The sequence below is a fragment of the Halomonas hibernica genome, assembly GCF_013183775.1.
Lineage (GTDB): Bacteria > Pseudomonadota > Gammaproteobacteria > Pseudomonadales > Halomonadaceae > Vreelandella > Vreelandella citrativorans.
Genome location: NZ_VIFN01000003.1, coordinates 280,168 through 292,378, shown reverse-complemented (window position 1 = coordinate 292,378; position 12,211 = coordinate 280,168). Strand labels below are relative to the sequence as shown.

At 55.9% G+C, this 12,211-nt stretch carries 12 protein-coding genes; 11 read left to right on the top strand and 1 reads right to left on the bottom strand.

Annotated elements, in window-relative coordinates; genetic code table 11:
• Positions 1 to 152: 152 nt before the first annotated feature.
• The 8 genes from FKN99_RS07395 (at position 153) to FKN99_RS07360 (ending at position 9,242) form a co-directional block, all read left to right on the top strand.
• A complete protein-coding gene (locus FKN99_RS07395; protein ID WP_172117253.1) occupies positions 153 to 713 on the top strand; it encodes a bactofilin family protein in 561 nt (186 codons plus the stop codon).
• Between the two features lie 199 nt (positions 714 to 912).
• A complete protein-coding gene (locus FKN99_RS07390; protein ID WP_172117252.1) occupies positions 913 to 1,887 on the top strand; it encodes a GlxA family transcriptional regulator in 975 nt (324 codons plus the stop codon).
• Positions 1,888 to 2,062: 175 nt separating this feature from the next.
• Complete coding sequence (locus FKN99_RS07385) at positions 2,063 to 3,277, top strand: aspartate aminotransferase family protein (RefSeq protein WP_172117251.1); 1,215 nt, start codon at positions 2,063 to 2,065, stop codon at positions 3,275 to 3,277.
• Positions 3,278 to 3,314: 37 nt separating this feature from the next.
• Entirely contained in the window at positions 3,315 to 4,397 is a 1,083-nt protein-coding gene (locus tag FKN99_RS07380; protein WP_172117329.1) for an arginine N-succinyltransferase, read from the top strand.
• Positions 4,397 to 5,425, top strand: a complete 1,029-nt coding sequence (gene astA / locus FKN99_RS07375) for an arginine N-succinyltransferase (protein ID WP_172117328.1) — start codon at positions 4,397 to 4,399, stop codon at positions 5,423 to 5,425. Before FKN99_RS07380 ends, astA begins: the two co-directional genes overlap by 1 nt.
• 17 nt (positions 5,426 to 5,442) lie before the next feature.
• Positions 5,443 to 6,915 (top strand): succinylglutamate-semialdehyde dehydrogenase, encoded by a 1,473-nt coding sequence (astD, locus tag FKN99_RS07370; protein ID WP_172117327.1) that lies wholly within the window; start codon positions 5,443 to 5,445, stop codon positions 6,913 to 6,915.
• Positions 6,912 to 8,279 (top strand): N-succinylarginine dihydrolase, encoded by a 1,368-nt coding sequence (gene astB / locus FKN99_RS07365; protein ID WP_319941251.1) that lies wholly within the window; start codon positions 6,912 to 6,914, stop codon positions 8,277 to 8,279. Before astD ends, astB begins: the two co-directional genes overlap by 4 nt.
• Positions 8,280 to 8,816: 537 nt before the next feature.
• Positions 8,817 to 9,242 (top strand): GNAT family N-acetyltransferase, encoded by a 426-nt coding sequence (locus FKN99_RS07360; RefSeq protein ID WP_172117250.1) that lies wholly within the window; start codon positions 8,817 to 8,819, stop codon positions 9,240 to 9,242.
• A 30-nt stretch (positions 9,243 to 9,272) separates the two neighbouring features.
• Here the strand turns inward: FKN99_RS07360 and FKN99_RS07355 are convergent, their stop codons facing one another.
• Complete coding sequence (locus FKN99_RS07355; RefSeq protein WP_253926991.1) at positions 9,273 to 10,211, bottom strand: DMT family transporter; 939 nt, start codon at positions 10,209 to 10,211, stop codon at positions 9,273 to 9,275.
• A gap of 88 nt (positions 10,212 to 10,299) precedes the next feature.
• Here FKN99_RS07355 and FKN99_RS07350 point away from each other — a divergent pair, with 88 nt between their 5' ends.
• The 3 genes from FKN99_RS07350 to bluB all read left to right on the top strand — a co-directional run bounded on the left by FKN99_RS07350 (position 10,300) and on the right by bluB (position 12,149).
• Positions 10,300 to 10,797, top strand: a complete 498-nt coding sequence (locus tag FKN99_RS07350) for a MarR family winged helix-turn-helix transcriptional regulator (RefSeq protein ID WP_253926990.1) — start codon at positions 10,300 to 10,302, stop codon at positions 10,795 to 10,797.
• A 158-nt stretch (positions 10,798 to 10,955) separates the two neighbouring features.
• Positions 10,956 to 11,414 (top strand): GNAT family N-acetyltransferase, encoded by a 459-nt coding sequence (locus FKN99_RS07345; protein WP_172117249.1) that lies wholly within the window; start codon positions 10,956 to 10,958, stop codon positions 11,412 to 11,414.
• Positions 11,415 to 11,420: 6 nt separating this feature from the next.
• Complete coding sequence (gene bluB, locus FKN99_RS07340) at positions 11,421 to 12,149, top strand: 5,6-dimethylbenzimidazole synthase (RefSeq protein WP_172117248.1); 729 nt, start codon at positions 11,421 to 11,423, stop codon at positions 12,147 to 12,149.
• The last annotated feature ends 62 nt before the right edge of the window (positions 12,150 to 12,211 follow it).

Here is a 12,211-nt window from a genome sequence, read left to right as displayed (position 1 = left end):
GAGCATAAAAAGTCATTGAATACTTTAATCTGCTTAACGGCTGGATAAAGCTCAGAATTAAGCCGAGTGGGGGAGGTTATTCGCGCCGCCATAAAAATAAATCGCGTATAACCTTAGTCTGGGCAAAATATTGACAGTGGCGGGACCGGTGTATGGGTATTCAAGCATGGTTTATTCTTATTGGTGTTAGCGCAATGACACTGATTGTATGGGATGGCAGGCGCCGTAAGGCAAGGCAGCGCGCTGAAGGCTCATACTCTTCAGGTGACGTGCCTCAACCGTCGCCTGCTGTCTCTCTCGTTTCTGACATCGCTGTTGAACAGTCACCACCTAAAGCCACCGTTACACCACTGGTGGCCCCGTTAAAAGAGGGCAGCCGAATTGGGGCGGCCACATCGATTACGGGGAATATCACCGCCAACGAGCCCGTGCTGGTTAAAGGGAACGTGCAGGGCAGGGTCGTCGCGTCGCAGCATTCTTTAACGGTGAATGCATCAGGGCAAGTAGCACCCTATATAGAAGGTGGTTTTGTCACCGTTGATGGCCATGTTTCAGGCACGCTGAAAGCGCATGCCAGGGCCACGCTACTGCCACAAGCAACTGTACAGGGTGTGATTGATACGCCATGTTTAGAGTGTGAGGTGGGTGCCTGGCTTCAAGCAAATGTTAGGCATCGCGCCGTTCAGCAGAACGTTACTGCGATGGTTTCCTAAGACGTTTTCCCAGAACGGGCCTCAAGACCGTTTTAAAGAGTAGGCTATTGATCGCTACGGCCTCCCGGGCCTCAGCTCTTTATCTTCATAGCCTAAGCCCAGCGTACGGCGACACCTTTTTCTATTGGGAGCTATCAGGCACTGCCCAAAACGTCACAATTGGGTAAGATGACGTTTCATTTACTGATGGCGTTTTGGCATGCAGCTCAGCTCTTTGTCTCCCCCGTTAACACTTGCGCGCCAGCGCATTGGGGTATTACTGCTGCCTGGCTTTTCCATGCTCTCACATGCCAGTGCCGTCGAGCCGTTGCTGATGGCTAATCAGCTTAGCGGCCAGGTGCTCTATCAGGTGTTTACGCTCAGTACCGATGAGCAGCCGGTGCGAAGCAGCGCTCAATTATCCTGTCATGCTGACTACACCCTGGAAGGGGCGCCGCCTCATCTGGACATGGTGCTTATCTGCGCGCCTTCGCCTCTGCCCTATGCGTTACCGGCCAAACTAATGGAGTGGCTGCGCCACCAGCCAAGCCGAACGATGCTGGGCGGATTAGCGGGAGGGGCTGAAGTATTGGCCCGCACGGGATTGCTGGAAGGCTATCGAGCGACCTTACCCTGGCAACGTTTTGCGGCCTTTTCCCAAGCGTATCCTCAGGTGGCGTTGTCGCAACAGCTGTTTGAGATCGACCGCAACCGGATCACCTGTGCCAGTGGTACGGCGGCCATGGACATGATGCTGACGCTGGTGCGCCAACAGCAGAGCAGTCATCTGGTTGAGCAGGTGTCAGAACACTTTATGTGTGAGCGAATCCGCATGGCCGATGAGCGCCAACATGTGCCGCTGCGCCACCGCTTGGGCCACGCCCCGCAGAGCTTGGTAGACGCTGTGACGCTGATGGAAGCCAACATAGAAGAGCCGCTTTCGACCCTGGAGCTGGCTGAGCATTTAGGCATTTCCCGCCGCCAGTTGGAGCGCCTGTTTAAAAAATATCTTCAGGCGGTGCCTAGCCGCTATTACCTCAATTTGCGTTTGCAGGATGCCCGTAAACAGTTGCGTGAAAGTGATCGCTCGGTAGGCGATATCGCGTTTGCGACGGGGTTTTCCTCGGCGGCTCATTTCTCAACGGCTTACCGCAATCATTTTGGATTAACCCCACGGGAAGAGCGTTTGAGCTGATGCACGCCCACGTCGCAAAACCTGCAGTAACGCATTAGCACCAGAGACCTCCCTTCAGAAATAATCTGAAATATGGGCAGCATTACATAATTTACCGTCACATTACTGAAAGCGGGTGAGCTTGCTCGCCCCGTATACTGATATAACTGATTGACTCAACGAGAGGGACTGACCCATGAGCACGACCCCAACCCGGCAGGATTTTGATCACTACATGACTCCCAACTATGCGCCGCAGCAGATTATTCCGGTGCGCGGAGAAGGCAGCCGCTTGTGGGATCAGCAGGGGCGTGAATATATTGATTTTGCGGGCGGTATCGCGGTGAACTCGCTGGGTCATTGCCATCCCGTGTTGGTGAATGCCTTAAAAGAGCAGGGGGAAAAACTCTGGCATCTCTCCAATATCTATACCAATGAACCCGCGCTTAAGTTGGCTAAAAAGCTGGTTGAACGGACCTTTGCTGACAAGGTGTACCTATGCTCTTCCGGCGGTGAAGCCAACGAGGCCGCACTGAAGCTGGCGCGCCGCTACGCGGTAGACCATTACGGCGAAAAGAAAGACAAGATCATCTCCTTCAGCCAATCCTTTCATGGCCGCACGCTGTTTACAGTGAGCGTAGGTGGTCAGCCCAAGTACTCCCAGGGGTTTGGTCCAGTGCCTGGCGGTATTTTACACGCTGAGTTTAATGATCTTGACAGTGCGCGCGCCTTAATGGGCGATGACACGTGCGCGGTGATGGTCGAACCCATGCAGGGTGAAGGCGGCATTTTGCCCGCCACCCCCGAGTTTCTAGAAGGCCTGCGCGAGCTTTGCGATCAGCACAATGCGCTGCTGGTATTTGATGAAGTGCAAACCGGGGTTGGCCGTTGCGGTACGTTGTATGCCTATGAGCGTTATGGCGTAACGCCCGATATTCTCACCAGTGCCAAGTCGCTGGGTGGCGGCTTCCCGGTTGGCGCGATGCTGGCAACCGACAGCGTCGCCAAATCCCTCGCGTTTGGAACCCATGGTTCTACCTACGGCGGTAATGCCTTGGGCTCCGCGATTGCGTTGGCTGCGCTGGAATTTATCGATACGCCAGACGTACTGGAAGGCATTCAAAAGCGCCACGACCTGTTCCGTGAGCAGTTGGAAACCATTAATCGCAAGCATGGCGTGTTTAAAGAAATTCGCGGCATGGGGCTGTTGATAGGTGCCCAGATGTCGGACGCCTATGAAGGCCGCGCCAAGGATATTCTGCCGCTGGCCATCGAAGAAGGCGTAATGGCACTGATTGCAGGTCCTAACGTGCTTCGCCTGGCGCCTTCACTGGTAGTGCCGGAGGCAGACATTGCTGAAGGTATGGCCCGTTTGGAGCGTGCGATTGAGCGCTTTGTTGCCAACGCATGAATTCGCCCACGGCGACATTGAGAGAGGGGCGTTAAGAATGCTGGTCATTCGTCCGGTAAAAATGGCGGATCTCGAAGCGCTGGTCATGTTGGCAGAGCATGCGACTCCCAAGCTTACCAACCTGCCCGCTAACCGCGAACGTTTAGAGGAGCGCATTGGGCGCTCCCTGGCGGCGTTTAATGATGAGATCGAGTTTCCGGGTAACGAGCACTACACCTTTGTGCTTGAAAATAGCGTGCTGGTGGATGAGGCGGGGCATGGTGAAATACTGGGAACGGCCACTATTCGTGCCCAGGCGGGCGCCAATGAGGCCTACTACACCTACCGCCAGGAAACGTTGATTCATGCATCTCAACAGCTCAACGTACGTCGCGAAGTACAAACCCTGGCGCTCTCTCATGAAGTTTCTGACGCTACGCTGCTGTGCGCGTATTCGCTAAATCCGCGTTACAAAGGGACCAGCGCCGAAAGCCTGTTGCGGCGTGCTCGGCTGATGTTTATTGCCCAGTACCCCGAGCGTTTTTCGCGCATATTGGCCGTGGCGTTTCCCGGTTACCTGGATGCGCAGAACGAATCGCCCTTTTGGGAAAGTGTGGGCCACCACTTTTTTGCGCGCAGTTTTCACGATATCAACCACATCGCAGGTGTGCGCTCCAAAAGCTTTATTGCCGAGGTGATGCCTCAGTTCCCGCTCTATTTGCCGCTGTTGACGCCACCGGCCCGGGCGGCGATTGGCCGGGAGCATCCTGCGCATGAAGAAGCTTTGCAGGAGATGCTTGCCGAAGGCTTCGTGCGCTCGCGCCATGTGGACATTTTCGACGCGGGGCCGCTTGTGAAAGCCGAACGCGAGCGTTTGGCGACATTCAACCGTGCCGCCTGGCATCCGGTACGCCTTCGTCCGGACGAAACACTTCCCGATGCCGAACCTGCCTTGATCGCTAATCAGGCGCTGGGTGATTTTCGCTGCATTGTCGCCCGTTACGCGCTTTCAGCCACTGGGCAACTGATGCTTTCAGAGGCGGATGCCAAACGCTTGGGAGTAGAGGAGGGGCGAGCTGTATTTGCCGCACCACTTACTCTGCCCAGCGCGGTGGATGCCTTTGATGAAGGAGAAATATGATGCGCATTCGTCCTATCGCCCGTGCAGATGTTGATGGGTTGCTGGCGCTTGCGCAGCAGGCGGGCGTGGGCTTTACCTCGCTGCCCAATAACCGGGAATTTCTGGCAGAAAAAATAGAAACGTCTGTCCGCGCGTTTGAAGAGCGTACCCCGGTTAACAATCGGCTCTACTTCTTTGTGCTGGAAGATGAGGCCAGTGGCGAGCTGGCTGGCTGCTGTGCCATTGAAGGCCAGGTAGGGCACGAAGTGCCTTTTTATAATTATCGGTTGGGCACGCTGGCGCACTCGTCGGTACAGCTGGATTTACACCGCACCATCGATACGCTGTTTTTAAGCTCTGACCATACCGGCGATGCCGAAGTCTGCTCACTGTTTTTGCGCCCGGAATACCGCGGCGAGGCCAATAAACACCTGCGCAACGGTGCGCTGCTCTCCAAGGCGCGCTGGCTGTTTATTGCACAGTTTCGTGATCGTTTTCCTGAGAAAGTGCTCGCTGAAATGCGCGGCGTGTTCGATGAGCAGAACCGCAGTCCCTTCTGGGAGAGCCTGGGAAAACACTTTTTTCCCATGGACTTCAGCGAAGCCGACCGCTTGACCGGTCTTGGGCAGAAAAGCTTTATCGGTGAATTAATGCCGCGCTTTCCCATTTACACCACGTTTATGACCGAGGAGGCGCGCGCGTGTATTGGTCAAGTGCATCGGCATACTCGGCCCGCCCTTGAAATGCTCAAAAAAGAGGGGCTGCGCTGGGAAGGCTATATCGATATTTTTGACGGTGGCCCGACGGTTGAAGCCTATATCGACGATGTGCGGGCTGTGCGCAATTCGCAGCTATATCACGTTGAAGTATCGACCAAGGCGCCTGATGAGAGCGTTAGCCGCTGGTTGGCCGCGACCACCACCATGCAGGCCTTTACCGCCGCGTGGATAGGCCGTGCACCCACCCGCGATACGATTGTTTTAAGCCACACAGAAGCCGAGCGCCTAGGGGTGACCACAGGTGATGCCGTGCGGCTTCTGGAAACCTGAACAGGTAGGAGAGCATGATGCACGCCCAACAACAGCAGCTTATCAACGGCGCCTGGGTGAATGGCGCTGCAGCATCGTTTAGTAAGTTTGACCCCGTCTCAGGAGGGCTGCTCTGGCAAGGGGCATCAGCCAGTGATTCGCAGGTTGAAGAAGCAGTAGCCGCTGCGCGTAAGGCGTTTCCCGAATGGGCAAAAACGCCCTTTAGCGAACGCCAGGCGTTGGTCGAGCGTTTTGCTGAGGTACTTAAATCGCGCAGTGAAGCGCTGGCTGTCGCTATTGCCTCTGAAACCGGCAAGCCGCTTTGGGAAGCGCGCACGGAAGCGGGCGCTATGGTGGGGAAAATAACGCTCTCACTCAAGGCGTACAAGGAGCGCACCGGCGAGCGCGAAAAAGCTGTAGGCAGTGCCAAAGCGGTGCTGCGCCACCGCCCGCATGGTGTGATGGCGGTGTTTGGCCCCTATAACTTCCCGGGCCACTTACCTAACGGTCACATGGTGCCGGCTCTACTGGCGGGCAACACGGTGGTCTTCAAACCGAGCGATCAAACACCGCTAACCGCGGACTTGGCGCTGCAGTGCTGGCAAGAAGCCGGGCTGCCTGCTGGCGTCATCAATCTTGTTCAAGGCGGTGTACCGGTGGGCCAGGCGCTCTCTGCACACCCAAGGATCGATGGCCTGCTGTTTACCGGCAGTGCAAAGGTTGGCGGCATGCTGCAACAGCAGTTTGCCGGGCAGTTGGATAAAATCCTCGCACTGGAGCTTGGGGGCAACAATCCGCTGGTGGTCAAGGACGTGGACGATGAGCGCGCCGCCGTGCTGGCCATTTTGCAATCCGCCTTTCTGTCCGGCGGCCAGCGCTGCACGTGTGCTCGCCGTTTAATCGTACCCCAGGGCGAGGTTGGCGACCGGCTAATTGACGCGCTTTCCGAAGCGATTGCCAGGCTTCATGTGGCCGGGCAGTTTGATGAGTCGCCCACACCGTTTTACGGCGGCCTGGTCAGTGTGGCGGCGGCTGATGGCCTGCTAAAAGCACAGGATGCGCTGGAGGCGTTGGGTGGCACGGTGATTAACCGTATGCAGCGTGTTAAAGACAATACCAGTCTGCTCACGCCTGCGTTAATCGATGTGACGGGCCTGGAAGTGCCTGACGAGGAGTACTTTGGCCCGTTATTGAAGGTGCACCGTTACCACGATTGGGACGAGGCGTTAAAGCTTGCCAATAACACGCGCTATGGCCTCTCAGCGGGTTTGATTGGCGGTGAAAAGGCCGACTGGGACGATTTTCTGCTGCGCATCCGTGCGGGTATTGTGAACTGGAATCGCCAGACTACCGGGGCTTCGGGTGATGCGCCGTTCGGCGGCGTCGGCGACAGCGGCAACCATCGCCCCAGCGCGTACTATGCGGCGGACTACTGCGCCTATCCGGTGGCCTCCATGGAAGCCGAGGCGTTGGAGATGCCCGATACTCTGCCGCCGGGAGTTAGTCTGTGAGTACACCTGTGATCAGTAACGTTAGGGAAGTCAATTTTGACGGCCTGGTAGGCCCGACGCATAACTACTCAGGGCTCGCCGTAGGCAATGTGGCTTCCATGAGCCACGGCGGCTTTGAGTCCAATCCTAAAGAGGGGGCGCTACAAGGGCTTTTAAAAATGAAATCCTTGATGAAGGCAGGCTACGCCCAAGGCGTTCTGCCGCCTCAACAGCGCCCGGATATCGGCGCGCTGCGCGATTTAGGGTTTAGCGGCAGCAACCACGAAGTGCTCGCCCGCGCTGCCGCCGATGCACCACAGCTGTTGCGGGCCGTTTGCTCGGCTTCCAGCATGTGGACGGCTAATGCGGGCACCGTTACCCCCAGCATCGACGCGCCGGACCGCCGGGTTCATTTTACCCCGGCCAATCTGCAATCAAGCTTTCATCGCTTTCTTGAGCCGCAGACCACGGGCCGTGTGCTGCAGGCCATTTTTCACAGCGAACAGCACTTCGCCCACCACCCAGTGCTGCCCGCCACGCCGGCGTTTTCCGATGAAGGTGCTGCCAATCATACTCGCCTGTGTGGTGAGTACGGTGAGCCAGGCGTTCATTTGTTTGTGTATGGCCGCCAAGCGTTTGGTGACGTGCGTAGCGGCGAGCGCGAACCCGCTCGCTATCCTGCCCGCCAAACGCTGGAAGCTAGCCAAGCCATTGCCCGTCAGCATGGTTTGAGTGAAGCGCAAACGGTGTTTGCCCAGCAGCATCCAGATGCTATTGATGCAGGTGTATTTCATAACGACGTCATCGCCGTGGGCAATGGCCCCGTGCTGCTGTATCACGAAATGGCTTTTTTGGACGAAGAGGGCACGCTCGGCGAGCTGCGCCGCAAGATGACGACGCCCTTGATTCCTGTCCGCGTACCCATTGAAGCAGTGAGCCTGGAAGATGCAGTGGCGTCGTACCTGTTTAACTCGCAGCTGCTTTCCAACCCCGATGGTACCATGACGCTGGTCGTGCCCAGCGAATGTCAGGAGCGTGAAGCCGTCTGGCGCACCGTTCAAGACTACCTGCTGGCAGGCAATAACCCCATCAGTGACGTGGTGGTGAAAGACGTCAAGCAAAGCATGCGCAACGGCGGCGGCCCCGCTTGCCTGCGCCTGCGCGTTGCTCTTTCAGAAGCCGAGCGCGCAGCACTGACCGGCCGCGTATTGCTCACCAATGATCTTTACGAAGACCTTACTGCTTGGGTCAACCGACACTACCGCGACCGTCTCGCCCTACAAGACCTTGCCGATCCTCAGTTGGTAGAAGAATCGCTCACCGCGCTGGACGAGCTAACACAGCTTCTGCAAATAGGATCGGTTTACCCGTTTCAGTTGGAATAGAAATACCGTAGAGCAGTTTTAACAACCCTAGTGCGTTTGCCTACCGTTGTAGGAGTAGCTTTAGCTAGCGATGCAGCACGAAGCGCTGCCGGGTTTGGTGGCGGTGCATACCCAAGGGCGGCTGCGCCGCCATCGCCGAGTGAACTCAGCTCCCACAACCCCGGTGCGCTTGCCTCCGTTGTAGGAGTAGCTTTAGCTAGCGATGCAGCGCGAAGCGCTGCCGGGTTTGGTGGCGGTGCATACTCAAGGGCGGCTAGCGCCGCCATCGCCGAGTGAACTCAGCTCCCACAACCCCGGTGCGTTAGCCTTCGTTGTAGGAGCAGTTTTAACAACCCCGGTGCGTTGGCCTACCGCTGTAGGAGCAATTTTAACAACCCCGGTGCGCTTGCCTGCTGTTGTAGGAGTAGCTTTAGCTAGCGATGCAGCGCGAAGCACTGCCTGAGTCAGGGATTTACGTGTGCAGCCCGTATAAAATAATAGCCAAAGCCAAATTAAGTGCTTTCGCAACAGGTGCCGACAGGAGCGCCGGGAGTAAATATGACGCCGCTCTTTCAGCCGACCAGCGATAGGGGTTTTGCAGAGCAACTGATCCGCCAGAATATGTCCAGCTACTATGATCAGTTAGATATGCACTGGGACAGCGCCTTGTTTGAAAGTGAGTGGCGCACCCTGGAAAGCTATCAGTTGGTCATCAACACGCATCCGGTGGGCCTACTGTGTATCAACCAGGCTACCGAGGCTTGCTATATTCGCGAGCTGCAAATCGCGCCGCAGTGGCAGCGTCAGGGTTTTGGTACGGCAGCCATCCATCATATGGTACACAGGGCGCGGCAATCGAATATCGATACGCTGCGACTTCGGGTGTTCTGCATTAATCCTGCCGTCGCGCTCTACGAACGCATGGGCTTTCACATTCGTAAAACGGAAGGCAATACTCACTACATGGAACGGCGTATTGTTTAAGTGATGTCTGCCAGATATGCCTTTGTTTATTTAGGAAATTTGCTTGGCTTTGCCAATGTTAAGCAGAGCGATACCTGTGCCTATCAGCAGGGCGCCGGGTAATAAACCCTCCGGCGCGGCTTCTCCTTGAAGTACTATCGCAACCGGTACGCCAACCACGGCGCCGACGGAACCCAGCAGGCTGAGAAGCACTGGTCCACCGGTTTTCTGAAGCAGAAATAGCAGTAAAAACTGGCCTGCAAATACCATTGATTGAAGGGCAATTAGAAGAAGTGGAAGGCGTTGCCCGCTTGGAATACCAAGCGAAAATCCAGGCAGCAGGCCGACGCTGAACAGAAGAGCCGCCGCGGCGACTAGCATACCGGGCGCAAGAGCGTCGCCTGAGACACCTGCTGGCCAGCGCAACGTTCGGTAAAGATTGCCGATGGCCAACAGTACCGGCCCCGCCAACGCCAGCAAAATCCACACATAGTCGGCATCAGGCGCGGAAAGCTTGTGAGCTGCCAAGGTGACGGCGCCCGCGAGCGCTGACATAACGCCCATCGCCCGCATCATCTGAAAGCGTTCCAGCTTTACTATCAGCGCACCAACGTAGGTAAGCAACGGCGGCAATGTAATCACAAGGGCGACAAAACCTGCACCAATATGCGGAATGGCCGAGAAGAAAATCAGGTTAGAACCCGCCACGCCGACAAAGGCCGAAACCAGGTAATACTCAAGCGTACGACCCGTGACAGGCGGCAAATTGCTGCGTAGTGCTGCTACTACCAGCAGAATTAAAGCCGCGCCAGTAATCGACCAAAATAGAAAGGCGAGAGGCGACAGCTGCGCATCACCGGCCAGTTTGGCCACGTTGGTCGAAAGCCCCAGCAGCGCGCCACCTGCTAAAAGATAGATAAATGCGGCAAGTCGCTTCTGTTTGGGAGGTGCCCCTGATCTTGCCTTGGATGGCTGCATGGCGTGGCTCATATAATGGCTCTTGAAATGTCTTTTGAAAATAGCTTGATGTCAAGGTACCTGAGTTTTTACCTTGACGTCAAGTTAAAATGGGGTGAGCATGAGTGCCATGGATCATGTCGATAAAATACTTACACAGTGGCAGCAAGAGCGCCCCGACCTAAACGTGGCTCCGATGGGTACGCTGGGCCGCCTCAAGCGGCTCAATCAGAGCTTGATGCGGCGTATGGAGCAGACGTGGGCGGCGTACGGCCTTAATGACTCAAGCTTTGATGTGTTGGCCACGCTGCGTCGCGAAGGTCCGCCTTATGCGCTTTCACCCAGCGACTTAATGGCCTCCACCATGGTGACATCCGGTACCATGACGCATCGGCTTCAGCAGTTGGAAAAAGCGGAGTTGATTGAGCGTGTCAAAAACCCTGCCGACGGGAGAGGATTTCTGATTTCGCTATCTGAGAAAGGGTTTGCGTTAATTGATGAAGCCGTTGCCGCCCATGTAGAGACCCAAGCAGAGCTGGTTAGTGGTTTGAGTGACAAGCAGCGGGCGCAGCTTGACGCGCTACTTAAGCAGTTTTTGAGCAGTGTTGAGAAGCCGTGAGGTGCTGAACGTGGCCATTCCGTGAGATATCTGTGTCGCAGGCTGTGTTGGCTGCAGAGGTTTAGTGACTATTTGGCGAGATGGCCGTATGTCGGACCATGTATAATCGGCGTTTTATACGGTTTGAATTCTTAATGCCCGATGGAGATTACACCGCGATGTCTTTACGTTTTTGCTGGTCGCGACTGGACGAATTAAGCACGCGCGAATTCTATGAAATCGTAAAGGCACGCATAGCGGTGTTTGTGGTGGAACAGCGGTGTGCCTATCAGGAAATTGATGAGCTGGACCCGCTTGCCTGGCATCTTTCCGCAACGGTTGATGGTCAGCTCGCGGCGTATATCCGAGTAGTGGGGCCGGGTGATAAGTTTTCTGAGCCCTCGATTGGCCGGGTGATGACCCTTAAGGCTTTTCGAGGGCATCAGTATGGTCGGGCGCTTATGAGCGAGGCGATTCGTTTTACCGAGCAAACCTATCCTGGTCTGGGCATCAAGATCGGCGCGCAAGTCTATTTAAACGCTTTCTACGAGTCGTTTGGGTTCGAGCGCATCAGTGAGCCCTACGATGAAGACGGCATACCGCATATTGATATGGTCAAACCCGTCTCCCACGCATAAACGATCATGGAACAGGAGTTCAATCCCGTGACCGCTTCAGATGCCTGCTTTTCAGAGAGTGAACGCCACGGGCTTTATCGTGCCATTTATGAGCGCCGTGATGTGCGTTCACAGTTTCTTCCTGACCCGATTCCCGCTGACGTGCTGGCGCGTCTATTGCAGGCTGCCCACCATGCGCCTTCGGTAGGGTTCATGCAGCCTTGGGATTTTATGGTCATTGAAGGTGACGAGGTCAGGGCGTCTATCCTTGCGTTATTTGAGCAGGAAAACCAGAAAGCCGCTGAGCGTTTTGAGGGTGAGCGTAATGATCTTTACCGTAGCCTCAAGCTTCAAGGGATTGTCGAAAGCCCGCTGAATCTATGCATCACCTGCGACCGCAGCCGGGGTGGACCACACGTGCTAGGCCGCAACAGTATTATCGAAACTGACTTGTTCAGCACGTGTCTGGCGGTGCAAAACCTGTGGTTGGCTGCGCGGGCCGAAGGGGTTGGCGTTGGCTGGGTAAGTATTATTGATCAGGCGCAGTTAAGTGACGCCTTGAACCTGCCTGAACACGTCTATCCCGTGGCCTATCTATGCCTTGGCTATGTCAGCGAGTTTCTGGATCAGCCGGAGCTTGAAGCCAAAGGCTGGCGCTCCAGGCTACCGTTAAGTGAGTTGGTACATGGCGATAGTTGGGGGCAGCCGCTTGAGAATGGTCCTCTTGATGCGCTGTTGCGCGATTCGTCACGCTAATCGCCGCAGGTGCGCGCTTTTGCATGATGGTGCGAGGCGGGCTACAGGATTGCCGTGACGGT

Bases quoted from the DNA above. Each gene is read 5' to 3' on its own strand.
- FKN99_RS07395 (WP_172117253.1), top strand. From the start codon at position 153: ATGGGTATTCAAGCATGGTTTATTCTTATTGGTGTTAGCGCAATGACA.
- FKN99_RS07390 (WP_172117252.1), top strand. From the start codon at position 913: ATGCAGCTCAGCTCTTTGTCTCCCCCGTTAACACTTGCGCGCCAGCGC.
- FKN99_RS07385 (WP_172117251.1), top strand. From the start codon at position 2,063: ATGAGCACGACCCCAACCCGGCAGGATTTTGATCACTACATGACTCCC.
- FKN99_RS07380 (WP_172117329.1), top strand. From the start codon at position 3,315: ATGCTGGTCATTCGTCCGGTAAAAATGGCGGATCTCGAAGCGCTGGTC.
- astA (WP_172117328.1), top strand. From the start codon at position 4,397: ATGCGCATTCGTCCTATCGCCCGTGCAGATGTTGATGGGTTGCTGGCG.
- astD (WP_172117327.1), top strand. From the start codon at position 5,443: ATGCACGCCCAACAACAGCAGCTTATCAACGGCGCCTGGGTGAATGGC.
- FKN99_RS07360 (WP_172117250.1), top strand. From the start codon at position 8,817: ATGACGCCGCTCTTTCAGCCGACCAGCGATAGGGGTTTTGCAGAGCAA.
- FKN99_RS07355 (WP_253926991.1), bottom strand. From the start codon at position 10,211: ATGAGCCACGCCATGCAGCCATCCAAGGCAAGATCAGGGGCACCTCCC.
- FKN99_RS07350 (WP_253926990.1), top strand. From the start codon at position 10,300: ATGAGTGCCATGGATCATGTCGATAAAATACTTACACAGTGGCAGCAA.
- FKN99_RS07345 (WP_172117249.1), top strand. From the start codon at position 10,956: ATGTCTTTACGTTTTTGCTGGTCGCGACTGGACGAATTAAGCACGCGC.
- bluB (WP_172117248.1), top strand. From the start codon at position 11,421: ATGGAACAGGAGTTCAATCCCGTGACCGCTTCAGATGCCTGCTTTTCA.